This is a genomic window from Enterobacter sp. GD03975, assembly GCF_029838645.1.
Taxonomy (GTDB): domain Bacteria; phylum Pseudomonadota; class Gammaproteobacteria; order Enterobacterales; family Enterobacteriaceae; genus Enterobacter; species Enterobacter quasihormaechei.
In genome coordinates, this window is record NZ_JAOBZC010000004.1 from 324096 (window position 1) to 346247 (window position 22152).

19 protein-coding genes are annotated in these 22152 nt (G+C 57.9%); 9 read left to right on the forward strand and 10 right to left on the reverse strand.

Going from position 1 to position 22152, the window contains the following annotated elements; genetic code table 11:
- Positions 1–62: 62 nt before the first annotated feature.
- From N5C09_RS10210 to N5C09_RS10225, 4 genes are all read right to left on the reverse strand, one after another.
- A complete protein-coding gene (locus tag N5C09_RS10210; RefSeq protein ID WP_279748982.1) occupies positions 63–962 on the reverse strand; it encodes a Dyp-type peroxidase in 900 nt (299 codons plus the stop codon).
- 92 nt (positions 963–1054) lie between these two features.
- Positions 1055–1630: an RpoE-regulated lipoprotein gene (locus N5C09_RS10215; RefSeq protein WP_063868091.1), complete on the reverse strand. Its 576-nt coding sequence runs from the start codon at positions 1628–1630 to the stop codon at positions 1055–1057.
- Between the two features lie 63 nt (positions 1631–1693).
- Positions 1694–2143: a DUF2919 domain-containing protein gene (locus tag N5C09_RS10220; protein WP_107533460.1), complete on the reverse strand. Its 450-nt coding sequence runs from the start codon at positions 2141–2143 to the stop codon at positions 1694–1696.
- Positions 2130–2555 carry a GNAT family acetyltransferase gene (locus tag N5C09_RS10225; protein ID WP_003861292.1) on the reverse strand — a complete coding sequence of 142 codons (426 nt, stop codon included), beginning with the start codon at positions 2553–2555 and terminating at the stop codon, positions 2130–2132. Before N5C09_RS10225 ends, N5C09_RS10220 begins: the two co-directional genes overlap by 14 nt.
- A 212-nt stretch (positions 2556–2767) precedes the next feature.
- Between N5C09_RS10225 and amiA the strand changes: the two genes are divergently transcribed.
- Both amiA and hemF read left to right on the forward strand, forming a co-directional pair.
- Positions 2768–3643 (forward strand): N-acetylmuramoyl-L-alanine amidase AmiA, encoded by an 876-nt coding sequence (gene amiA, locus N5C09_RS10230; protein WP_023314619.1) that lies wholly within the window; start codon positions 2768–2770, stop codon positions 3641–3643.
- Positions 3643–4542: an oxygen-dependent coproporphyrinogen oxidase gene (gene hemF, locus N5C09_RS10235; RefSeq protein WP_063868087.1), complete on the forward strand. Its 900-nt coding sequence runs from the start codon at positions 3643–3645 to the stop codon at positions 4540–4542. Before amiA ends, hemF begins: the two co-directional genes overlap by 1 nt.
- 64 nt (positions 4543–4606) lie before the next feature.
- Here the strand turns inward: hemF and maeB are convergent, their stop codons facing one another.
- Positions 4607–6886 (reverse strand): NADP-dependent oxaloacetate-decarboxylating malate dehydrogenase, encoded by a 2280-nt coding sequence (gene maeB / locus N5C09_RS10240; protein WP_102751463.1) that lies wholly within the window; start codon positions 6884–6886, stop codon positions 4607–4609.
- 286 nt (positions 6887–7172) lie between these two features.
- Between maeB and tal the strand changes: the two genes are divergently transcribed.
- The gene (tal, locus tag N5C09_RS10245) at positions 7173–8123 is read left to right on the forward strand and encodes a transaldolase (protein WP_279748983.1); all 951 of its coding nucleotides are present in this window, start codon (positions 7173–7175) and stop codon (positions 8121–8123) included.
- A gap of 19 nt (positions 8124–8142) precedes the next feature.
- On the forward strand, positions 8143–10131 hold the full coding sequence (gene tkt / locus N5C09_RS10250) for a transketolase (RefSeq protein ID WP_063868084.1): 1989 nt from the start codon (positions 8143–8145) through the stop codon (positions 10129–10131).
- A 94-nt stretch (positions 10132–10225) separates the two neighbouring features.
- Here tkt and N5C09_RS10255 read toward each other — a convergent pair whose 3' ends face one another.
- The 3 genes from N5C09_RS10255 to aegA form a co-directional block, all read right to left on the reverse strand.
- Complete coding sequence (locus tag N5C09_RS10255) at positions 10226–11269, reverse strand: DUF1176 domain-containing protein (protein WP_279748984.1); 1044 nt, start codon at positions 11267–11269, stop codon at positions 10226–10228.
- A 110-nt stretch (positions 11270–11379) separates the two neighbouring features.
- The gene (gene nudK / locus N5C09_RS10260) at positions 11380–11970 is read right to left on the reverse strand and encodes a GDP-mannose pyrophosphatase NudK (RefSeq protein WP_107533464.1); all 591 of its coding nucleotides are present in this window, start codon (positions 11968–11970) and stop codon (positions 11380–11382) included.
- A gap of 67 nt (positions 11971–12037) precedes the next feature.
- Positions 12038–14014 carry a formate-dependent uric acid utilization protein AegA gene (gene aegA, locus N5C09_RS10265; RefSeq protein WP_279748985.1) on the reverse strand — a complete coding sequence of 659 codons (1977 nt, stop codon included), beginning with the start codon at positions 14012–14014 and terminating at the stop codon, positions 12038–12040.
- A gap of 152 nt (positions 14015–14166) precedes the next feature.
- Between aegA and narQ the strand changes: the two genes are divergently transcribed.
- Positions 14167–15861, forward strand: a complete 1695-nt coding sequence (narQ, locus tag N5C09_RS10270) for a nitrate/nitrite two-component system sensor histidine kinase NarQ (RefSeq protein WP_279748986.1) — start codon at positions 14167–14169, stop codon at positions 15859–15861.
- 141 nt (positions 15862–16002) lie between these two features.
- The gene (acrD, locus tag N5C09_RS10275; RefSeq protein WP_063868071.1) at positions 16003–19116 is read left to right on the forward strand and encodes a multidrug efflux RND transporter permease AcrD; all 3114 of its coding nucleotides are present in this window, start codon (positions 16003–16005) and stop codon (positions 19114–19116) included.
- A 108-nt stretch (positions 19117–19224) separates the two neighbouring features.
- On the opposite strand, the gene ypfM is transcribed toward acrD, so the two are convergent.
- A complete protein-coding gene (gene ypfM, locus N5C09_RS10280) occupies positions 19225–19284 on the reverse strand; it encodes a protein YpfM (RefSeq protein ID WP_102751470.1) in 60 nt (19 codons plus the stop codon).
- A gap of 387 nt (positions 19285–19671) precedes the next feature.
- Between ypfM and N5C09_RS10285 the strand changes: the two genes are divergently transcribed.
- From N5C09_RS10285 to N5C09_RS10295, 3 genes are read left to right on the forward strand one after another with little or no spacing between them, the layout of a single operon-like run.
- Positions 19672–20028 (forward strand): ArsC family reductase, encoded by a 357-nt coding sequence (locus N5C09_RS10285; RefSeq protein WP_063868068.1) that lies wholly within the window; start codon positions 19672–19674, stop codon positions 20026–20028.
- 3 nt (positions 20029–20031) lie between these two features.
- Positions 20032–21159: a succinyl-diaminopimelate desuccinylase gene (gene dapE / locus N5C09_RS10290; RefSeq protein ID WP_063450476.1), complete on the forward strand. Its 1128-nt coding sequence runs from the start codon at positions 20032–20034 to the stop codon at positions 21157–21159.
- 24 nt (positions 21160–21183) lie between these two features.
- On the forward strand, positions 21184–21381 hold the full coding sequence (locus tag N5C09_RS10295) for a YpfN family protein (protein ID WP_000383991.1): 198 nt from the start codon (positions 21184–21186) through the stop codon (positions 21379–21381).
- A 64-nt stretch (positions 21382–21445) separates the two neighbouring features.
- Here the strand turns inward: N5C09_RS10295 and ypfH are convergent, their stop codons facing one another.
- Complete coding sequence (gene ypfH, locus N5C09_RS10300; protein ID WP_107533468.1) at positions 21446–22141, reverse strand: esterase; 696 nt, start codon at positions 22139–22141, stop codon at positions 21446–21448.
- Positions 22142–22152: the final 11 nt, after the last annotated feature.

Sequence of the window (22152 nt, forward strand, 5' to 3'; positions counted from 1 at the left end):
GGGGTGCGGGAGAAATTGCCGGGTGGCGCTAACGCTTACCCGGCCTCTATGTGGAGTGCGTTTTACAGCGCCAGCAGGCGCTCCACGGACGGCGCAAAGTAGTAGCCGCCGGTGACCGGGCGGGTGAAGCGCAGCATGGCGTCGCGCTTGCCGTCGGTATCGCCAAACATGCTCAGCAGCTGCTGTTCAATGTTATAGAGGCGCGCGCAGTAGGCGCAGAAGTACAGGCCATGCGTACCGCTTGCGGTGCCGTACGGCAGGCTCTGGCGAACAATCTTCAGCCCCTTACCGTCTTCTTTAAGATCAACGCGGGTCAGGTGGGACGTCACCGGACGCGCATCGCCATCAATCTCTTCATTGGCATCTTTGGTGCGGCCAATCATCATCTCCTGGTCATGCACGCTCATGCGGTTAAGCTGCTTGAGGTTGTGCTCCCAGCGCTGGACAAACACATAGCTGCCGCCCGCGTCCACGCCGTCCTTGATAACAGCCACGTCACGACGCGTCTCTTCCCCGGCCGGGTTTTCGGTACCGTCGACGAAGCCGCTTAAATCGCGCTCTTCCACCCAGCGGAAACCGTGGATTTCTTCCTGCACGTTAATGCTGTCACCAAAAGCCTCAATTGCTGCCTGAGCGACGGAGAAGTTCACGTCGTGGCGCAGGGAGAGAATGTGGATCAGCACGTCGTACTGGGTGGCTGGCGCGAGACCTTTACCATAAGGCATGAAGTCCTTCAGCTCTTCCGCGCCTTCGCCGCCGCTCAGCTGACGCCAGACGGTGTTGCCAAAGGCCACTACCGCGCCCAGATGGGCTTCCTGGAATTTGGCCTGGAAGGTGGCCAGTTTATCAACGAAAATTTTGCTGGCCCCGCGCAGGGCATCCACGTCCCCGTTGACGTTGGCTTCAATCCAAATCGCCGCGCGGCAATGTTCTGGCAAAATGCCACTCTGAACCTGAGACATCGCTCCTCCTGAAAAAAAGATGCCACGACAGCGTGGCATTGATGGCGGCTATTATACCCGGATTTCAGCGAGGCGGTTTGCTCAGGCGCAAATTACTGCTTCCAGATAATTTTGCTCACTTTCCACTTTTTCAGGGTGTCGTCAGACGGCATTAACCCTTCCGGACCGTTCCAGGTGCCGCTGAAAACGTAGCTGATGTGCTGGCTGCCTTCGGCCTTACACTCAACCGCGACGCTGTCGTCCGACGGCGCGCTGGCGCAGTGGCCAAACGCTTTCTGATAGAGTTCGCCAAACGGCGTTCCCACCTTCACGCCACCCGAGGCTGGAATAGCTTCATCCATCACCGCGATGCGGTTTACCGTGCCTTTATCGCCGTTAATGACCATCGCCACCTTGTCGTCTTTCAACGCTTCGAAATAACGCACGATGTTGCCGTTCTCGGTTTTCATGCCGCTGCGCAGGCGATAATCACCGCCGATGGCATCCTGAATGGCGTCCTGATCCAGTGCCGTCGAGGCGGTGATGTTGCCCACGCCCTGCTCGGTCACTTCCATTGAGGAGCCAAACCAGTTCCACGGATAGGCCGCAGACCAGTTGATGGAGGAGAGCGTGGAACAGCCGGTTAACGCCAGCGGGAGAGCGCATAAAAGTAAACGCAGCGATTTCATTGAGACGTCCTTACGTAGTAAATCAACGCTTGTTGGAGTGCGGTATCGGCAAAAAGTGCCGTGTTAATCTGACTCTTGCGTAAAACAGGCGCGTAAACGGGGGTTAGTGAGTAACCACAGCAGCGCGACAATATCCGCTACCACCAGCGCAATTCCGATACCGGAAAGCGGCTCGCCGTACAGCCAGAGCACGGGTTGCCAGACCAGGAGCACAACCTGCGCCAGGATCAGCAGCCAGCGAAGCGCGCGCCAGACCCGAGGAATGGCCTGCCGCCGTCCGCTGCACAGAAATGCCAGGACCGCCGGTACGCCGGGCAGCAACCCCAGCCAGAACGCATCGTGATCGGGATAAAAGAGATTCAGTAACGTATCGCCCTGCCCGCGCGACGCGCCAGCCATCACGAACAGCACCCAGGTTCTGGCCTGCAACAGCAGAACGCACCAGAACAAAAAAGGCAGACGCAGACGACCGTGAACATCATAGTCGCCGGGGTGGAACTCAGTACTCTTCATCTTCGATCAGGCGCTTACCCAGCGTCAGCACGTCCGCGTGCTCGTAGCCCAGACGTTCATACATGCCCAGCACCACGTCGTTATCTTCCCGGACCATAATCTGGATTTTCGGGCAGCCACGGGCGATCAGCTTCTTTTCCAGACGGTTAAGCAGCGCGTTGGCGATGCCGCGCGCGCGATATTCCGGGTGTACGCCCAGATAGTAGGCCGACCCGCGGTGGCCGTCATATCCGCCCATCACCGTCCCGACCACCTCGCCGTTGACCTCCGCGACCAGAAACAGGCTAACGTCGTGATTCACCTTACGTTCGATATCCATTTCCGGATCGTTCCACGGACGCAGCAAATCGCAGCGCTCCCAAAGGGTGATCACCTCTTCGAAATCTTCCTGGCGAAAAACGCGTATCTCCATGGTATTAACCGCCTTTTCGGGTTTAAAAACAGTGATTATGGCGTGAACGCCGCGTTTAGCCAATAACCAGCGAAAATCGTCTAAAAATTTGGCATAATGTCACTTTGTCACGTATTGAAATGAAAAGTAAAACAATTCTCAATAAGGACTGTCGTAACGGTAAACACGATACGATATAACACCAGGACCTCATTTTTTAGTATTCAGGCCGCATGAGCACATTCAAACCATTAAAAGCACTCACATCGCGTCGTCAGGTTCTCAAAGCGGGGCTGGCGGCCTTAACGTTAACGGGCATCGCAAAGCAGGCTCAGGCAAAAGAAGAGAGCACGCTTAAAACCAGTAACGGACACAGCAAGCCGAAAACCAAAAAAGCCGGCGCAAAGCGTCTGGTCATGCTCGATCCGGGCCACGGCGGGATCGACACCGGCGCCATTGGCCGAAACGGTTCGAAAGAAAAACACGTCGTGCTGGCAATTGCAAAAAATGTGCGCGCAATTTTACGCAGCAACGGTATTGACGCCCGCCTGACGCGCACGGGCGACACGTTTATTCCGCTGTACGACCGCGTGGAAATCGCCCACAAGCACGGCGCCGACCTGTTTATGTCCATTCACGCGGATGGCTTCACAAACCCTTCCGCTGCCGGCGCGTCGGTGTTTGCGCTCTCCAACCGCGGCGCCAGTAGCGCCATGGCGAAATACCTTTCCGACCGCGAAAACCGCGCGGATGAAGTGGCCGGGAAAAAAGCGACCGACAAAGATCATCTGTTGCAGCAGGTGCTGTTCGACCTTGTGCAGACGGACACCATCAAAAACAGCCTGACGCTCGGCTCGCATATCCTCAAGCGGATCAAGCCCGTGCACCGTCTGCACAGTAAAAGCACCGAGCAGGCCGCGTTTGTGGTGCTGAAATCCCCGTCCATTCCGTCCGTGCTGGTTGAGACCTCGTTCATTACCAACCCGGAAGAAGAGCGCCTGCTCGGCACTAAGGCGTTTCGTCAGAAGATCGCGAACGCCATCGCCTCCGGGGTGATCAGTTATTTCAACTGGTTCGATAACCAAAAAGCGCACTCCAGGAAACGTTGATGAAACCCAATGCACAGCTGGTCAAAACCTTCCTGATGCAGTTGCAGGATGAAATTTGCCAGAAACTGACCGCCGCAGACGGCGGTGAATTTCAGGAAGACGCCTGGCAGCGCGACGCGGGCGGCGGCGGGCGCAGCCGCGTGCTGCGTAACGGCGGCATTTTTGAACAGGCCGGCGTCAACTTCTCCCATGTACATGGCGAGGCAATGCCGGCATCCGCTACGGCGCATCGGCCCGAGCTGGCGGGGCGCAGCTTCGAGGCGATGGGCGTCTCGCTGGTGGTGCATCCGCATAACCCGTTTGTGCCGACCAGTCACGCCAACGTGCGTTTTTTCATCGCGGAAAAACCGGGAGCCGATCCGGTCTGGTGGTTTGGCGGGGGTTTTGACATGACTCCCTATTACGGCTTTGAAGAGGATGCCGTGCACTGGCACACCACCGCGCGCGACCTCTGCCTGCCGTTTGGCGAAGACGTTTACCCGAAATACAAAAAGTGGTGCGATGACTATTTCTATCTGAAGCACCGCGACGAGCAGCGCGGCATCGGCGGGCTGTTCTTTGACGATCTGAATACCCCGGATTTTGATACCGCGTTCAGCTTTATGCGCGCGGTAGGTGAAGGCTTTACCGACGCCTATCTGCCGATTGTCGAACGCCGAAAAAATACCGATTACGGGGTGCGCGAACGAGAGTTCCAGCTTTACCGCCGCGGGCGCTACGTAGAGTTCAACCTGGTGTGGGATCGCGGGACGCTGTTTGGCCTGCAAACCGGTGGACGCACGGAGTCCATTCTGATGTCGATGCCGCCGCTGGTACGCTGGGAATACAGCTACGCGCCAAAAGAAGGCAGCCCGGAGGCTGCCTTGAGTGAGTTCCTTAAAGTACGCGACTGGATTTAACTGCCGGATGGCGCTGCGCTTATCCGGCCTACACAAACCGTAGGTCGGGTAAGCAAACGCGCCCTTACAGCGGCTGCGTCTGCGCCTCAACCACCGCCAGCGCCACCATGTTCACGATACGACGCACGGAGGCAATCGGCGTTAACACATGCACCGGTTTTGACACCCCCATCAGTACCGGCCCTACGGTCACCCCTTCAGAACTCGATACGCGCAGCAGGTTGTAGCTGATACGCGCCGCTTCCACGTTCGGCATGATCAGCACGTTCGCCGAGCCTTTCAGCGGGCTGTCCGGCATGCGCTCGTTACGAATGCTCTCCACCAGCGCGGCATCGCCGTGCATCTCGCCGTCAATCATCAGCTCCGGCGCGCGTTCGCGCACCAGCTCCAGCGTCTGGCGCATCTTGCACGCCGCAGCGGATTTGGATGATCCGAAGTTAGAGTGCGACAGCAGCGCCACTTTTGGTTCGATACCAAAGCGGCGCACGGTTTCCGCCGCCATCACGGTGATCTCCGCCAGTTCGTCCGGGGTTGGATCGTCGTTAACGTAGGTATCGGCGATAAAGGTGTTACCGCTCGGCAGCAGCAGCGCGTTCATAGCTCCGGCAGTATGGACGCCCTCGCGATAGCCGAAGATCTCCTGCACCACGCTGAAATGCTCGTGATATTCACCGATGGTACCGCAGATCAGCGCATCCGCCTCACCGCGGTGAACCATGATCGCGCCGATCACCGTGGTATTGCTGATCACCGCCCGCTGCGCCTGCTCCTGGGTGATCCCACGACGCTTCATGATCGAATAGTATTCGTTCCAGTACTCTTTGAAGCGCGGATCGGATTCGTTGTTAACGATCTCAAAGTCCACGCCCGGTTTAATTTGCAGGCCCAGCTTCTGAATACGCATCTCGATCACGCTCGGACGACCAATCAGGATTGGCTTCGCCAGCCCTAAGGTGATGAGCTCCTGCGTGGCGTGCAGCACGCGCGCCTCCTCCCCTTCCGCCAGCACCACGCGCTTCGCGTCGGCGCGCGCCTGGGAGAAGATCGGCTTCATAAACAGGTTGGTTTTGTAGACGAACTCGGTGAGCTTATCGACGTAGGCATCGAAATCGTCAATAGGACGCGTCGCTACGCCGGAGTCCATCGCCGCTTTGGCCACCGCTGGCGCAATCTTCACGATCAGACGCGGGTCAAACGGTTTTGGAATGATGTAGTCCGGGCCGAAGCTCAGATCCTGATCGCCATAGGCGGAGGCGACCACTTCGCTCTGTTCGGCGTGCGCCAGCTCCGCGATGGCGTGAACGGCGGCCAGCTTCATCTCTTCGTTGATTGCCGTGGCGCCCACGTCCAGCGCGCCGCGGAAGATGAACGGGAAGCAGAGCACGTTGTTCACCTGGTTCGGATAGTCCGAACGGCCGGTGCAGATGATGGCGTCTTCACGCACCGCCTTCGCCAGCGGCGGCAGAATTTCCGGTTCCGGGTTCGCCAGCGCCAGGATCATTGGCGCACGCGCCATCTTCTGCACCATCTCCTGGGTCAGCACTTTCGGGCCTGAACAGCCGAGGAAAATATCCGCGCCGTCAATCACCTCCTCAAGCGTGCGCTTGCCGTCGTCTTCAACCGCGTACGCCGCCTTGGTTTCCGCCATGTTCGGCTCGCGGTCTTTGTAGATCACGCCCTTGGAGTCGCAGACCACGATATTGTGTTTCTGCATCCCCAGCGCCACCAGCAGGTTCATACAGGCGATAGCCGCGGCGCCCGCGCCGGAGACCACCATGCGCACGTCGGAGAGATTTTTCTCCACCACGCGCAGGCCGTTGAGAATGGCGGCGGTACTGATAATCGCCGTGCCGTGTTGGTCGTCATGGAACACGGGAATGTTCATACGCTCGCGCAGCTTCTGCTCGATATAGAAACATTCCGGCGCTTTGATATCTTCCAGGTTGATGCCGCCGAAGGTCGGCTCCAGCGCCGCCACCACGTTGATAAATTTATCCGGATCCAGCTCGTCAACTTCAATATCGAATACGTCAATACCGGCAAATTTCTTAAACAGCACGCCCTTGCCTTCCATCACCGGCTTACCGGCCAGCGCGCCGATATTCCCTAACCCCAGCACCGCCGTACCGTTAGAGATCACCGCCACCAGGTTGCCGCGCGCGGTGTATTTGTAGGCTGCCAGCGGATCTTTTTCGATTTCCAGGCACGGGGCAGCCACGCCCGGCGAGTAGGCCAGCGCCAGATCGCGCTGGGTCGCCAGCGGTTTGGTAGGGGAAACCTGGATTTTACCCGGAACAGGAAACTCGTGAAAATCGAGAGCGCTTTGTTTTAACTGATCATCCATCTTGTTATTCCTTTCACGTTTCGGTCAAAAAGGGTGATGTCGACGGTCCTGTGCACACCCTGGTGTGCCGCATAGTATCGCCGCAGGCAGGCTCCTAAACTTTGAAGGCTGCCAAACTCTCACCATTGCAGAATAAAAATTGTTATCAATTTATAACAGCCATGTTACCCGTCTCAGAGGGCAATGCCTCCCCCGTCTGCTATGCTTTTTTGTTAAGTCCATCATGATTTTCTCAGAAGTGTGAACTAACGCACTCGACTAACTCTTTTATTTCCAAGGAGTAATTATGAACCAGCTAGACGGCATCAAACAATTTACCACCGTGGTTGCAGACAGCGGCGACATCGAGTCGATTCGTCACTATCAGCCGGAAGACGCGACCACCAACCCCTCGCTGCTGCTCAAGGCGGCGGGGCTTGCGCACTTTAGTCATCTGATTGATGACGCCCTTGCCTACGGCAAACAGCGCGGGAAAACGCAGGAGCAGCAGGTCGCCGAAGCCAGCGACAAGCTGGCGGTCAATATCGGTGCGGAAATTCTTAAAAGCATTCCGGGACGCGTCTCCACCGAAGTGGACGCCCGGCTCTCATTCGACCAGGAAAAGAGCATTAACAAGGCTCGCCGCCTGGTGGAGCTCTACCATGAGCAGGGAATCGATAAGTCGCGCATTCTGATTAAGCTCGCGTCCACCTGGGAAGGTATCCGCGCGGCAGAAGTGCTGGAAAAAGAGGGGATCCACTGCAACCTGACGCTGCTGTTCTCGTTTGCCCAGGCGCGTGCCTGTGCCGAAGCGGGCGTGTTCCTGATCTCCCCGTTTGTCGGACGTATCTACGACTGGTATCAGGCGAAACAGCCGATGGATCCGTACGTGGTGGACGAAGATCCGGGCGTGAAATCGGTGCGTAATATCTACGACTATTACAAGCAGCACCGCTATGAAACCATCGTGATGGGGGCCAGCTTCCGCCGCACCGAGCAGATCCTCGCGCTCGCGGGCTGCGACCGCCTGACCATCTCCCCTGACCTGCTGAAAAAGCTACAGGAGAGCGATGAAACGGTGATCCGCAAGCTGGTGCCGACCTCTACCGTGCTGCCAAAACCGAAAGCCATGACCGAAGCGGAATTCCGCTGGGAGCACAATCAGGATCCAATGGCCGTGGAAAAACTGGCGGACGGCATCCGTCAGTTCGCCGTCGACCAGCGCAAACTCGAAGATCTTCTTGCCGCCAAACTTTAACCTTGCCACGGAGTGAACTATGTCCCGTAAAGAGCTCGCCAACGCCATTCGCGCCCTCAGCATGGATGCCGTACAAAAAGCCAATTCCGGCCACCCTGGCGCCCCCATGGGGATGGCTGATATCGCTGAAGTGCTGTGGAACGACTTTCTGAAGCACAACCCCACTGACCCGACCTGGTATGACCGGGACCGTTTTATTCTCTCCAACGGTCACGCCTCAATGCTGCTCTACAGCCTGCTGCACCTTTCCGGCTACGACCTGCCGCTTGAGGAGTTAAAAAACTTCCGCCAGCTGCACTCCAAAACGCCGGGCCACCCGGAAATTGGCTACACGCCGGGCGTTGAAACGACCACCGGCCCGCTGGGCCAGGGGCTGGCGAACGCCGTCGGCCTGGCAATTGCCGAGCGTACGCTGGCCGCGCAGTTCAACCAGCCCGACCATGAGATTGTCGATCACTACACCTACGTCTTTATGGGCGACGGCTGTCTGATGGAGGGGATCTCCCACGAGGTCTGCTCTCTGGCGGGCACGCTGGGGCTGGGCAAGCTGATTGGCTTCTACGATCACAACGGCATCTCCATTGACGGAGAAACCGAGGGCTGGTTTACCGACGATACGGCGAAGCGCTTCGAGGCCTATCACTGGCACGTGGTGCACGAGATCGACGGCCACGATCCGGAAGCGGTGAAAAAAGCGATTCAGGAAGCGCAGAGCGTCAAGGATAAACCGTCCCTGATTATTTGCCGCACCACCATCGGCTTCGGCTCGCCGAACAAGGCGGGCAAAGAAGAGGCGCACGGCGCGGCGCTGGGTGAAGAGGAAGTGGCGCTGACCCGTCAGAAACTCGGCTGGAAACACCCGGCCTTTGAGATCCCAAAAGAGATCTACAGAGCCTGGGATGCGCGCGAGGACGGTGAGAAAGCGCAGCACGCGTGGAATGAAAAATTTGCCGCCTACAAAAAAGCACACCCGGAGCTGGCCGCCGAGTTTACCCGCCGCATGAGCGGCGGCCTGCCGGAGGACTGGGAAGAAAAAACCCAGGCCCTGATTGAGAACCTGCAATCCAACCCGGCGAAAATCGCCACCCGTAAGGCGTCGCAGAATACCCTGAACGCCATTGGCCCGATCCTGCCCGAACTGCTGGGCGGCTCGGCGGACCTGGCGCCAAGCAACCTCACCATCTGGTCCGGCTCTAAATCTCTGAAGGAAGACATTGCCGGGAACTACATCCACTATGGCGTGCGCGAGTTCGGGATGACCGCCATTGCCAACGGCATCGCCCACCATGGCGGCTTCGTGCCGTACACCGCCACCTTCCTGATGTTTGTCGAATATGCCCGTAACGCGGCGCGTATGGCGGCACTGATGAAAGCACGGCAGATCATGGTGTATACCCACGACTCCATCGGACTGGGTGAAGATGGCCCGACGCACCAGGCGGTAGAGCAGCTGGCGAGCCTGCGGTTAACGCCAAACTTCAGCACCTGGCGTCCGTGCGATCAGGTTGAGGCGGCAGTGGGCTGGAAGCTGGCCGTTGAGCGCCATAACGGCCCTACGGCGCTGATCCTGTCGCGCCAGAACCTGGCGCAGATTGAGCGCACGCCAGAGCAGGTGAAAAATATCGCCCGCGGTGGATACATTCTGAAAGACAGCGGCGGCAAGCCGGACGTGATCCTGATTGCCACCGGTTCCGAAGTGGAAATCACCGTGAAAGCGGCGGAGAAGCTGACCGCCGAAGGTCACGCGGTGCGCGTCGTTTCTCTGCCTTCAACGGATATCTTTGATGCGCAGGATGAGGCGTACCGGGAATCGGTGCTGCCTTCGAACGTTGCAGCGCGCGTGGCGGTGGAGGCGGGTATTGCCGACTACTGGTATAAGTACGTGGGGCTGAAAGGGGCGATTGTGGGCATGCGGGGCTACGGCGAGTCCGCCCCTGCCGATAAGCTGTTCCCGTACTTCGGCTTTACCGTTGAGAACGTAGTGGAGAAAGCGCTGAGCGTGCTGTAGTGCGATCTGCGTTGCCGGGTGGCGCTGTCGCTTACCCGGCCTACGTTTTGGCGATTTTATAGGCCGGGTCAGGCGCAGCCGCCACCCGGCAAAACTACCTCGTGATCCACAGCGTGGGCCAGGCATCTGGCCCATTCCAGTTATCACAGCTTGGCTCTTCCGCGTAGCGCACCAGGCGGAAACGCTGGCCGTTAAAACGCCAGCGGGTCTGGATCCCACAGTCGCCAATCCCGCGTCCCAGCGCCAGCGTCGTCAGCTCGCGCGTTTTTTCATCGAAGCTGGCATTCATCAGCTCCATGTCGCTACTCTGGCTGGACGGGGTAAACGGCAGGCGCAATTTCACGCTCCTGGCCGCAAAGGGTTTTTTACGCGACACCAGCCACGCCAGATCGACGGTATTGTACGCCCCCGCCTCACAGCTGATGATCATCAGCGCTTTGTCATCGGTCAACGCGGTAACGCGCACTTCGCGTCGGTTCGGATCGAGGGAGCACTGGCTGTGGTTCATGCGCCAGGTACCGTAATCCAGCAGATCGTTCAGTTCGCGATGGGTCAGCGGCGTTGGCGTCGGGTTCACCACGGCCACCTTTTTTAAGGCGGGTGCAGGCGGCACGCTCAGCGGTGGACTGTCCCCTTTTTTAATCCATGCCGTTTCGCTGCCGACGCGTTTTTGCTGGGCGTCGATAAAGAGGAGCGCCGCTTTCAGACCGGCCAGGGAGATCGTCTGCTTCCCGCCGCGCAGGGTCAGCGCCTGTCCTTCCTGAATGGTTTTCAGAAACGTGGTGATGGTACCCGTATCGTCTGTTTTAAGGTGCCAGGAGGTTAACTGCCAGTGCTTCGACGTGAACATAAGCGGAACATTGTCGAGCAGCAGGCGCGGGGCGATGTCAGGCTCTTTCACCGGAGGCGCAGAAAGCCCGCCGAGATCGATGCGCAGGCTGGCGTCCGTTTTGGCTCCCGCGCTGCGGCTCAGCGTCATGACCAGACCGCGATGCTCGCCGGTGTTTCGCGCCACGCAGAAATTCTGGTTGTTGCAGGTAACCTGCCAGTCAGAAAAAGACTGCTGCGCAGGTGCAGCCCACGCCAGAGACGCAGGAAGCACGCAAATGAAGAAGAGAAGAAAAACGCAGTAGCGCATGAATGGCACAGCCCCGGAAAACGAAAAGGTCAATCTGGGGCGTATCTTCGTGCCCTGGACGGGCTGGCTCAATCGGATTTATCGGATAGATTTATCTGAAATACAACTTATCACGCTTGCGGCGCAGCGCTCATCAGCCCGCTGGTTTGCAGATACTGCAACAGGATCACCGCTTTACCGTCGCGGATCTCGCCGCGTTTCACCATGTCGACAGCCTGAGCAAAAGGCATCTCCAGGACTTCAATGTCTTCGTCATCCACCCCGCCGCCCCGATGAGTACGCTGGGCATCGGTGTATTCCGCAATGAAGAAGTGGACCAGCTCGGTGACGCCGCCAGGGGACATAAAAAGCTCAAAGACTTTTTGCACCGCACCCACTTCAAAACCCGTCTCCTCGATAGCCTCTTTGCGGATACACACTTCCGGCTCATCGTCATCAAGCAGGCCTGCGCAGGTTTCAATCAGACGTCCGTCCGCGTTGCCATTGACCCACGTGGCGATGCGAAACTGGCGGATCAGCACCACGCTCTGCTTTTCACGGTTATACAGCAGAATGGTTGCCCCGTTGCCCCGGTCGTAGACTTCGCGTTTGTGGCGAATAACGTCCCCGTTCTTGCGGGTCAGATCGTAAGTGATGTTACGCAGGACAAAGTAATTTTCAGAAAGGATTTTGTCTTTAATAACGCTAATGTTCAGGGACATACGGGCTCCACGGCAAAATGAGTCTGTTTATACTACGCCGTGAAGCCCGCTTTGTCGCCCGTCGGCGTTAATGCATGCTGCGCGGCGGCACGCCAAGCCAGTCCATGATCCCCTGCGCGGCGTGGCGCCCTTCCGCCATCGCGGTGACCACCAGATCCGCACCGCGCACCGCATCGCCGCCGGCAAAAATCTGCGGATTCGAGGTCTGGTAGCGATAACGGCTCTCAACGGACGCCCTGATACGCCCCCGATCGTCGGTGTCGACGCCCTGTGCCTGAAGCCATGGCATGGCGTGCGGAGTAAACCCGAACGCCATGATCACCGCATCAGCGGGCATCACAAACTCGCTGCCCGCCACCGGGACAGGCCGCCGCCGCCCCTGCGCGTCCGGCTCGCCCAGCGCGGTGCGCAGCATTCGAACGCCGTTGACCTTGCCGTCGGCATCCAGCGTAAGCTCAACCGGCTGAACGTTAAATTCAAACGCCGCGCCCTCTTCTTTCGCGTTTTTGACCTCTTTTTTGGAGCCCGGCATGTTGGCCTCGTCCCGCCGATAGGCGCAAGTCACCTTCGCCGCGCCGTGTCGAAGCGCGGTACGCACGCAGTCCATCGCCGTATCGCCCCCGCCCAGCACCACCACGTTCAATCCCTGGGTGTCGATAAACGGCGCGTCAGCGACGGGCTCAAGACCCATTACGTTCCGCGTGTTCGCCACTAAAAACGGCAGCGCGTCATACACGCCCGGCGCGTCCTCATGGGGAATACCGGCTTTCATGGAGCGGTAGGTGCCGACGCCGAGGAAAATGGCATCGTAGTCGTTTTGCAGCTGTGCCATCGACACGTCTTTCCCCACTTCGCAGTTCAGCTCGAAGCGGATACCCATCGCGCTGAATATCTCTCTGCGCCGCGCTAACAGGGATTTATCCAGCTTGAAGGCCGGAATACCGAAGGTGAGTAAGCCGCCGATTTCCGGATGACGATCGTAGACCGTGACCTCAACGCCGCTGCGCACCAGTACGTCGGCGCAGGCCAGCCCTGCCGGACCGGCACCGATGATGGCGACGCGCTGACCGACCGGCATAACGTGACTGACGTCCGGCATCCAGCCCGTCGCCAGCGCCCGATCCGAGATATACCGTTCGATATTGCCAATGGTCACCGCACCCGACGCATCCCGCAGGGTGCAGGCGCCTTCACATAATCGATCCTGGGGACAGACGCGCCCGGTAATTTCCGGTAAACAGTTGGTCTGATGAGAAAGCTCGGCCGCGCCGACGATGTCCCCCGCCCTGACCCGTTCAATCCACTGCGGAATGTGGTTATGCAGCGGGCAGGTCCACTCACAAATGCTGTGCTCGCCGCATTTCAGGCACCGGGATGCCTCGCGGTGCGCCTGTTCCGGGCGAAACGGCAGGGAGATCTCGTTAAAATGGCGGGCGCGCGCGTCGGGGCTGAGCTTGTCCGGTTCACCGCGCGCCGGGGTATTTTGCCTCTGCTGCCGTTTGGTTTGCGGGCGTTCTGCATGAACCGCTTCGCTGTGCCACGGCTGCGCGTCCAGCCTTGCACTGCGCTCGCGCCGCGACTTCGCCAGGTTCTCCAGCACCGCCGGGGTAGCCAGCGTGAGCACGTTTGCCGGGCAGTTTTCGACGCAGGCCGGACCCTGCGGCCTTTCCAGGCAGAGGTCGCATTTATGCGCCGAGGCCTTCACGCGGTCGTTCTCCAGCGGGGTGACCAGCAAGTCCATCGTGCCAAACGGACAGGCCACCACGCAGGCTTTACAGCCAATGCATTTTTGTTGATTCACCTGTACGCTGTCGCTGTGTTGCGTGATGGCGCCGTTCGGGCAGCTTTGCGTGCAAGGCGCGTTTTCGCAGTGGTGGCAGGTGACGGGGCTATTGCGGGTAGCGGAGGTAAGGACCGTAATGCGGGGATGAAAATGGCGCTCGCCCAGTACGTGCTGTTCCCCGTTGTGCGCCATCACACAGGCGACTTCGCAGGCGCGACAACCGATACACTCCTGACCGTTGGCCATAATAAAACGATTCATAACTACACCTGTTTTTGGTTCAATAACCTTATTCTTTCTATTGTTATCGTATTTACCCACAGCGGCATGGCGACGCAATGTTCAAATGCCCAGGAAGCCGAACTATTTCCAGTGAACCTGTGGCAGATCAATTTTATTCAGGAAGCTGATGAGTGACCGTTAAACGCCCCGTTTCGGGAAGCCTGGCTCGGGCTTTCTTTTCGATGATTGTATTGTCCGTGTTAATCAGCGCCATTGCGCTGGTCACGCTCGCCAGCAGCCAGCGCGACGCCGAGGCGATTAACATCGCCGGATCGCTGCGCATGCAGAGCTACCGCCTGGGTTACGAGATGCAGCGCGCCAGCCCGTCGCTGGCAGAACACCGTGCGGTCTGGCAGAAAACCCTGAGCGCACCTGCGTTGCAGAAGTTAAACCGCTGGTATGTGCCGGAGGACGTCAAGCAGCGTTACCGGCAGCTCCACCTTGCCTGGCAGGAGATGGATAAGCGCATCGCCAGCGGCGACACCGGGTGGTATCAGAACCACATTGAGGATTTCGTTGGCCGGATAGATGCCTTTGTGCTGGCGCTTCAGCACTACACCGAACATAAAATTCAGCTGGTCATTTTCATGTCGCTGACCGGCGGGCTGGGCATTTTGCTGCTGGCGCTATTAACCCTGCGGCGGATCCGGCGTCAGGTGGTGCTGCCGCTGAATAATCTGGTGGCGGCGAGCGAGCGTATCGAACAGGGGCAATTCGATACCCCCGCGCCGGATACCGCGCTGCCCAACGAACTGGGCCAGCTTTCCCGCGCCTTTAACCATATGTCGGCGGAACTGCACACCCTGTATCGTTCCCTTGAGCAGTCCGTTGCCGAGAAAACCCGCCATCTGAATGAAGCGCATCAGCAACTCGACATGCTGTTCAAATGCTCGCAGGCGCTGAATACCGGGCAGATAGACAGCCACTGCTTCCGGCATATGTTGCAGATTGTGCATGAATATACGCAGATGAATTATCTGCAATTGCGCACCAGCGACGACTGGCGGCTGTGCGAAGGGCAGGAAACACCGGGCGAGAAGATGCACACGTTACCAGTGTTAATGCAGGATACTCTGTATGGCGAACTGCGCTGGCAAAGCACGACGGGCGATGTGCCCCTGCCGCTAATGGAAAGCGTGGCGACGATGCTGGGTCGGGGGCTCTATTTCAATCAGGCGCAGAAGCACTATCAGCAACTGCTGCTGATGGAGGAGCGCGCCACCATCGCCCGCGAGCTGCACGATTCGCTGGCGCAGGTGCTCTCTTATTTGCGTATTCAGCTTACGCTGCTGAAGCATGCCGTGCCGGGCGACAATGCCCCCGCACAGACCATCATTACGGATTTCTCCCGCGAGCTGAATAACGCCTGGCATCAGCTACGCGAACTGCTCACCACCTTCCGTCTGACGCTCAATCACGCCAATCTTCCTGCCGCGCTACAGGAGTCTCTTGACGGGCTGCAAAGCCAGACCAGGGCGAAGCTGGTGCTTGACTGCCGCCTCTCGTCCCTGGCGCTGGACGCGCAAAAACAGGTGCACCTCTTACAGATTGTGCGTGAGGCGGTGCTGAATGCAATTAAACATGCCGACGCGAGCGAGATCGTCGTCAGCTGCATCACCGCTGCGGACGGCACGCACACGGTCACTATCCGCGACAACGGTATTGGCATCGGTGATGCCAGTGAACCGCCGGGGCACTACGGGCTGAACATCATGCGCGAACGCGCGGGACGGCTCGGCGGGACGCTAGGCTTTTCCCAGCCGCCGCAGGGCGGTACGCAGGTCAGCGTAACGTTCCGGACGCCTGCGGATCGGGCTGAAAAATAGCGAGAAAGCAGGCGCGCTGAAAAAAGCGCATGATAATTTACATTATCTCCTTTATTTCTCCACGTTTGGCCTGCGCCTTCCCGCTACAGTGTTGCGGGCAATATACAATAATGACGTGCTGCATAACGAGGTCACTTTTTCATGGCGAATTTTTTCATCGATCGCCCCATTTTTGCCTGGGTGCTTGCAATCCTGTTGTGTCTGACGGGTGTCCTGGCGATTACATCACTTCCCGTTGAGCAATACCCCGACCTCGCGCCCCCCAACGTGCGTATCACGGCGAACTACCCTGGCGCCTCGGCGCAGACGCTGGAAAATACCGTCACGCAGGTTATCGAGCAGAACATGACGGGTCTCGATAACCTGATGTACATGTCCTCGCAGAGCAGCGCCACGGGCCAGGCGACGGTCACCCTGAGCTTTACGGCGGGCACGGATCCGGATGAAGCGGTGCAGCAGGTGCAAAACCAGCTGCAATCCGCCCTGCGCAAACTGCCTCAGGCGGTGCAGAACCAGGGGGTTACCGTGCGTAAAACCGGTGACACCAATATTTTGACCATCGCGTTCGTCTCAACCGACGGCTCGATGGATAAACAGGACATCGCGGACTACGTCGCCAGTAATATCCAGGATCCGCTCAGCCGCATCAACGGCGTGGGCGATATCGACGCCTACGGCTCGCAGTATTCCATGCGCATCTGGCTGGATCCCAACAAGCTGAACAGCGTGCAGATGACCGCCAAGGATGTCACCGACGCTATCGAATCGCAGAACGCACAGATTGCCGTGGGGCAGCTGGGCGGTACGCCGTCCGTGGATAACCAGGCGCTTAACGCCACCATCAACTCCCAGTCGCTGCTCCAGACGCCCGAACAGTTCCGCAATATCACGCTGCGCGTGAATCAGGACGGGTCGGAAGTGCGTCTGGGGGATGTCGCCACCGTGGAAATGGGGGCGGAAAAATATGATTACCTGAGCCGCTTTAACGGCAATGCCGCGTCCGGACTAGGGGTGAAGCTGGCCTCCGGTGCCAACGAAATGGCGACCGCGCAGCTGGTATTAGATCGTCTGGACGAGCTATCGCACTATTTCCCGCACGGCCTGGAGTATAAAGTCGCCTACGAAACCACCTCGTTCGTTAAGGCCTCTATCGAAGACGTGGTGAAAACCCTGCTCGAAGCCATCGCGCTGGTGTTCCTCGTGATGTACCTGTTCCTGCAAAACTTCCGCGCCACGCTGATCCCCACCATTGCGGTGCCGGTGGTGCTGCTGGGAACCTTTGCGGTGCTGTATGCCTTTGGCTACAGCATCAACACCCTGACCATGTTCGCCATGGTGCTGGCCATCGGCCTGCTGGTGGATGATGCCATCGTGGTGGTGGAAAACGTCGAGCGCATTATGAGCGAGGAAGGGCTTTCGCCCCGCGAGGCCACGCGCAAGTCGATGGGGCAAATTCAGGGTGCGCTGGTCGGTATCGCCATGGTGCTGTCGGCGGTATTTATCCCGATGGCTTTTTTTGGCGGCACCACGGGCGCGATTTATCGCCAGTTCTCGATCACCATCGTCTCCGCGATGGTGCTCTCGGTGCTGGTGGCGATGATCCTCACCCCTGCCCTTTGCGCGACGCTGCTCAAGCCGCTGCACAAGGGTGAGCATCACGGTCAAAAAGGCTTTTTCGGCTGGTTTAACCGCATGTTCAACCGTAATGCGGCGCGCTATGAAGCGGGCGTGGGCAAGGTGCTGCACCGCAGCATGCGCTGGATGGTGGTTTATGTCCTGCTGCTTGGCGGCATGGTCTTCTTATTCCTGCGGCTGCCCACCTCCTTCCTGCCGCTGGAAGATCGCGGCATGTTTATCACCTCCGTGCAGTTACCGAGCGGCTCGACCCAACAGCAAACCCTGAAGGTGGTGGAAAAGGTTGAGAACTACTTCCATACCCAGGAAAAAGATAACGTGGTCTCCGTTTTCTCTACCGTCGGCTCTGGCCCTGGCGGTAACGGGCAAAACGTGGCGCGCATGTTTGTGCGCCTAAAAGACTGGGATCAGCGCGACAGCGAAACCGGCTCCTCCTTTGCCATCATTGAGCGCGCCACCAAAGCGTTCAACAAAATCAAGGAAGCGCGCGTTTTCGCCAGCAGCCCGCCCGCCATCAGCGGTCTGGGCAGTTCAGCCGGGTTTGATATGGAGCTTCAGGACCACGCGGGAGCCGGGCACGATGCGTTAATGGCGGCTCGCGATAAACTGCTGGAGCTGGCCGGGAACGATCCGCAGCTTACGCGCGTTCGTCATAACGGTCTGGATGACAGCCCTCAGCTACAGGTGGATATTGACCAGCGTAAAGCGCAGGCGCTGGGCGTTTCCATCGACGACATTAACGACACCCTGCAAACGGCATGGGGCTCAAGCTACGTAAATGACTTTATGGATCGTGGCCGCGTGAAGAAGGTCTACGTTCAGTCCGCCGCCAAATACCGCATGCTGCCGGACGATATTAACCGCTGGTATGTGCGCAATAACACCGGCGGTATGGTGCCGTTCTCGGCGTTCGCAACGTCGCGCTGGGAGACCGGATCGCCGCGTCTGGAGCGCTATAACGGCTATTCGGCGCTGGAGATTGTCGGGGAAGCCGCGCCGGGCGTCAGTACCGGTACTGCAATGGACATTATGGAAAAGCTGGTCCAGCAATTGCCGACCGGCTTTGGCCTGGAGTGGACGGCGATGTCCTACCAGGAACGGCTTTCCGGTGCGCAGGCGCCTGCCCTCTATGCTCTTTCGCTGCTGGTGGTCTTCCTCTGCCTGGCGGCACTGTATGAGAGCTGGTCAGTGCCGTTCTCGGTGATGCTGGTGGTGCCGCTCGGGGTTATCGGCGCGCTGCTGGCCACCTGGATGCGCGGCCTGGAAAACGATGTCTATTTCCAGGTCGGGCTCCTCACCGTTATCGGATTGTCGGCGAAAAACGCCATTCTGATCGTCGAATTTGCCAACGAGATGAACGCCAAAGGCCACGAGCTGATGGCCGCCACGCTGCACGCCTGCCGCCAGCGCCTGCGCCCGATCCTGATGACGTCTCTGGCGTTTGTGTTCGGCGTCCTGCCGATGGCCACCAGCTCCGGCGCAGGCTCCAGCAGCCAGCACGCGGTGGGAACGGGCGTCATGGGGGGAATGATTTCCGCGACGATTCTGGCGATCTATTTCGTCCCGCTGTTCTTCGTGCTGGTACGCCGTCGTTTCCCGCTGAAGGATAAGCCGGAATAATCCGTTGAAATAAAAAAGGCGGCTTTATCGGCCGCCTTTTTATTGTGTGATGTTTTCACACTATGGTTATTTTAGTTAATTAAGTGCTCTTGCAATTCTGACCGGAATTTATTTACGAAGCATGCCTTCGATAAAATCTTTCCAGTTCCCCATTTCACGTTCAATCATAACAACCTCTCTTATTATTATGCGCATTCTACGAAAACGTATCATCATTGTGAAGCCACTTTATCCGATTGCTGTGATTGCGCCCCGCTATGTGGGTGGGTTTAAGATCACTATGAGCGTTGCCGGATAAATTTTATGTGACCTACAGCAATATTTTGAAATAGTCAGAAAAATGACAGCATTTTAAATTTCCCTCTGAGTTTATTGGTTATTTAAACAGGATGGACAACTATGCTTAAAAGATGAAAGACTATTCAGCTTACAGCTGTTCGTTGAATTATGGAGAATTGTAAATCACGAAAAATTCCGAATGTGGTATATTCCACTTAAGGATATATCTTCGAAAATATTGAACATTTAATCCACAAAAGAACAAAAGGATTCACCATGGTTGTGATGTACGGCATTAAGAATTGCGACACGATCAAAAAAGCCCGCCGCTGGCTGGAAGCCCACAGCATTGACTATCGCTTCCACGATTACCGTGCCGACGGGCTTGACCCGGCGTTTCTCCATTCCGCCATCAACGAGCTGGGTTGGGAAGCGCTGCTGAATACGCGCGGAACCACCTGGCGTAAGCTGGATGAATCTCTCCGGGCCACGATCGACAACGCCGACAGCGCTGCCAAACTGATGCTTGAAATGCCGGCAATCATCAAACGCCCATTGCTCTGCAAGCCAGGTCAGCCTATGCTGCTGGGTTTCAGTGAAACCCTTTATTCAGATTTTTTCGTTGAGGTGTAGTCTATGTCATGCCCGGTCATTGAGCTGACTCAGCAGCTTATTCGCCGTCCTTCCCTTAGCCCGGACGACGCAGGTTGTCAGGCACTAATGATTGAGCGCCTGCGTGCCATCGGTTTTACCGTGGAACCCATGGATTTTGGCGATACGCAGAACTTCTGGGCCTGGCGCGGTCAGGGGGAGACGCTGGCGTTTGCCGGACATACCGACGTGGTTCCTGCGGGTGACGCAGACCGCTGGATCAACCCGCCTTTTGAGCCGACCATCCGCGACGGTATGCTGTTTGGACGCGGCGCGGCGGACATGAAAGGTTCCCTGGCCGCGATGGTTGTGGCGGCAGAGCGCTTCGTTGCCCAGCATCCAAATCATAAAAACCGTCTTGCGTTTCTCATCACCTCTGATGAAGAAGCCAGCGCCCACAACGGCACCGTGAAGGTCGTTGAGGCGCTGATGGCGCGCAACGAACGCCTGGACTACTGCCTGGTGGGCGAACCATCCAGCACCGAAGTGGTGGGCGACGTAGTGAAAAATGGCCGCCGTGGCTCCCTGACCTGTAATTTGACCCTACATGGCGTGCAGGGCCACGTTGCCTATCCTCACCTGGCGGATAACCCGGTACACCGCGCAGCGCCGATGCTGAACGAGCTGGTGGGCATTGAGTGGGACAAAGGTAACGAATTCTTCCCGCCCACCAGCATGCAGATTGCCAACATCAAGGCCGGCACCGGCAGCAACAACGTCATTCCCGGCGATCTCTTCGTTCAGTTTAACTTCCGCTTCAGCACCGAGCTGACCGACGAAACGATCAAAGCACGCGTGGTTGCGCTGCTGGAGAAATATCAGCTGCGCTATACCATTGACTGGTGGCTTTCCGGGCAGCCGTTCCTGACGCAGCGCGGTAAACTGGTGGATGCGGTGGTGAACGCCATTGCGCACTATAATGAGATTAAGCCACAGCTGCTGACAACGGGCGGCACGTCTGACGGACGCTTTATCGCCCGCATGGGCGCACAGGTTGTCGAACTGGGTCCGGTTAACGCGACGATTCACAAAATCAACGAGTGTGTGAACGCAGCGGATTTACAACTGCTGGCCCGCATGTATCAACGTATTATGGAGCAGCTCGTCGCCTGACGGGTGCTTACAGAGGATTAGCGAATGGACTGGCTTTCAAAGTACTGGTGGATTCTGGTGTTGGTGTTTCTGGTAGGCGTGCTGCTTAACGTGATTAAAGATCTTAAGCGCGTTGACCATAAAAAGTTCCTTGCCAACAAGCCGGATCTTCCGCCGCATCGTGATTTTAACGACAAGTGGGACGATGAAGACGACTGGCCGAAGAAGGACCAGAAGAAGTAATTGTGCACACCTCTCATCCTGACCCTCTCCCCAAAGGGGAGAGGGGCTGGGGGTGAGGGGCAACTCACATAAACTCTACAATATCATCATCATTCGGCTTACCGCCGCTGAGCGCTTCATCAAAGTAGTGCTTCGGTACGGTATAGCGCAGATGATCGAGCGCAAACTGCATGCTGCGATCGTCAATGGCATGCCCCAGATCGTCCACGATATCCAGCGTCACATCCCCGCCTTCACGCATCAGCGCGTCCTGGGCTGCAACCGCATGCGAAAGCTCAATCACCCGGTCTTCCCCCCCGTGGATCAGATGGATCGTGGTCTGCGTCGTCGCGCTTTGCGGCAGCGTCGCGAAGCGGCCGTTAAAGGCAATCACGCGGGACGCCAGCCCCGGCTGCGCTTTTACGCTCTCAAGGGACATGATCGACCCCTGCGAAAAGCCAATCAGCGCCGTCGCGTCGGCACCCACGCCGCTCTGCTGCTGCCAGTAGCGTACGGTGTCGATAAACGCAGGCATAGCGGCATCAACACGCGCCTGACGGCTCTCTTCCGTCACGCCCTCAACGGAGAACCACTGCCGTCCGTTCGGGCCGCACGGCTCCACGCCACCGATGCTGACGATCAGCGCCTGCGGGAAAACGGGTGCAAACCAGCTGCCTATCTGTCCCATGTTGACGGCATTGTCGCCGACGCCATGAAACAGAAGCAGTAACTGTTTAGCCGGTGTGTCCGGGCTTTGCACAACAAAATGGTCATGTTTCATGGCGATCTCCT

Excerpts from the sequence above, each read along its gene's own strand:
- N5C09_RS10210 (WP_279748982.1), bottom strand. The coding sequence starts at position 962 with ATGTCTCAGGTTCAGAGTGGCATTTTGCCAGAACATTGCCGCGCGGCG.
- N5C09_RS10215 (WP_063868091.1), bottom strand. The coding sequence starts at position 1,630 with ATGAAATCGCTGCGTTTACTTTTATGCGCTCTCCCGCTGGCGTTAACC.
- N5C09_RS10220 (WP_107533460.1), bottom strand. The coding sequence starts at position 2,143 with ATGAAGAGTACTGAGTTCCACCCCGGCGACTATGATGTTCACGGTCGT.
- N5C09_RS10225 (WP_003861292.1), bottom strand. The coding sequence starts at position 2,555 with ATGGAGATACGCGTTTTTCGCCAGGAAGATTTCGAAGAGGTGATCACC.
- amiA (WP_023314619.1), top strand. The coding sequence starts at position 2,768 with ATGAGCACATTCAAACCATTAAAAGCACTCACATCGCGTCGTCAGGTT.
- hemF (WP_063868087.1), top strand. The coding sequence starts at position 3,643 with ATGAAACCCAATGCACAGCTGGTCAAAACCTTCCTGATGCAGTTGCAG.
- maeB (WP_102751463.1), bottom strand. The coding sequence starts at position 6,886 with ATGGATGATCAGTTAAAACAAAGCGCTCTCGATTTTCACGAGTTTCCT.
- tal (WP_279748983.1), top strand. The coding sequence starts at position 7,173 with ATGAACCAGCTAGACGGCATCAAACAATTTACCACCGTGGTTGCAGAC.
- tkt (WP_063868084.1), top strand. The coding sequence starts at position 8,143 with ATGTCCCGTAAAGAGCTCGCCAACGCCATTCGCGCCCTCAGCATGGAT.
- N5C09_RS10255 (WP_279748984.1), bottom strand. The coding sequence starts at position 11,269 with ATGCGCTACTGCGTTTTTCTTCTCTTCTTCATTTGCGTGCTTCCTGCG.
- nudK (WP_107533464.1), bottom strand. The coding sequence starts at position 11,970 with ATGTCCCTGAACATTAGCGTTATTAAAGACAAAATCCTTTCTGAAAAT.
- aegA (WP_279748985.1), bottom strand. The coding sequence starts at position 14,014 with ATGAATCGTTTTATTATGGCCAACGGTCAGGAGTGTATCGGTTGTCGC.
- acrD (WP_063868071.1), top strand. The coding sequence starts at position 16,003 with ATGGCGAATTTTTTCATCGATCGCCCCATTTTTGCCTGGGTGCTTGCA.
- N5C09_RS10285 (WP_063868068.1), top strand. The coding sequence starts at position 19,672 with ATGGTTGTGATGTACGGCATTAAGAATTGCGACACGATCAAAAAAGCC.
- dapE (WP_063450476.1), top strand. The coding sequence starts at position 20,032 with ATGTCATGCCCGGTCATTGAGCTGACTCAGCAGCTTATTCGCCGTCCT.
- N5C09_RS10295 (WP_000383991.1), top strand. The coding sequence starts at position 21,184 with ATGGACTGGCTTTCAAAGTACTGGTGGATTCTGGTGTTGGTGTTTCTG.
- ypfH (WP_107533468.1), bottom strand. The coding sequence starts at position 22,141 with ATGAAACATGACCATTTTGTTGTGCAAAGCCCGGACACACCGGCTAAA.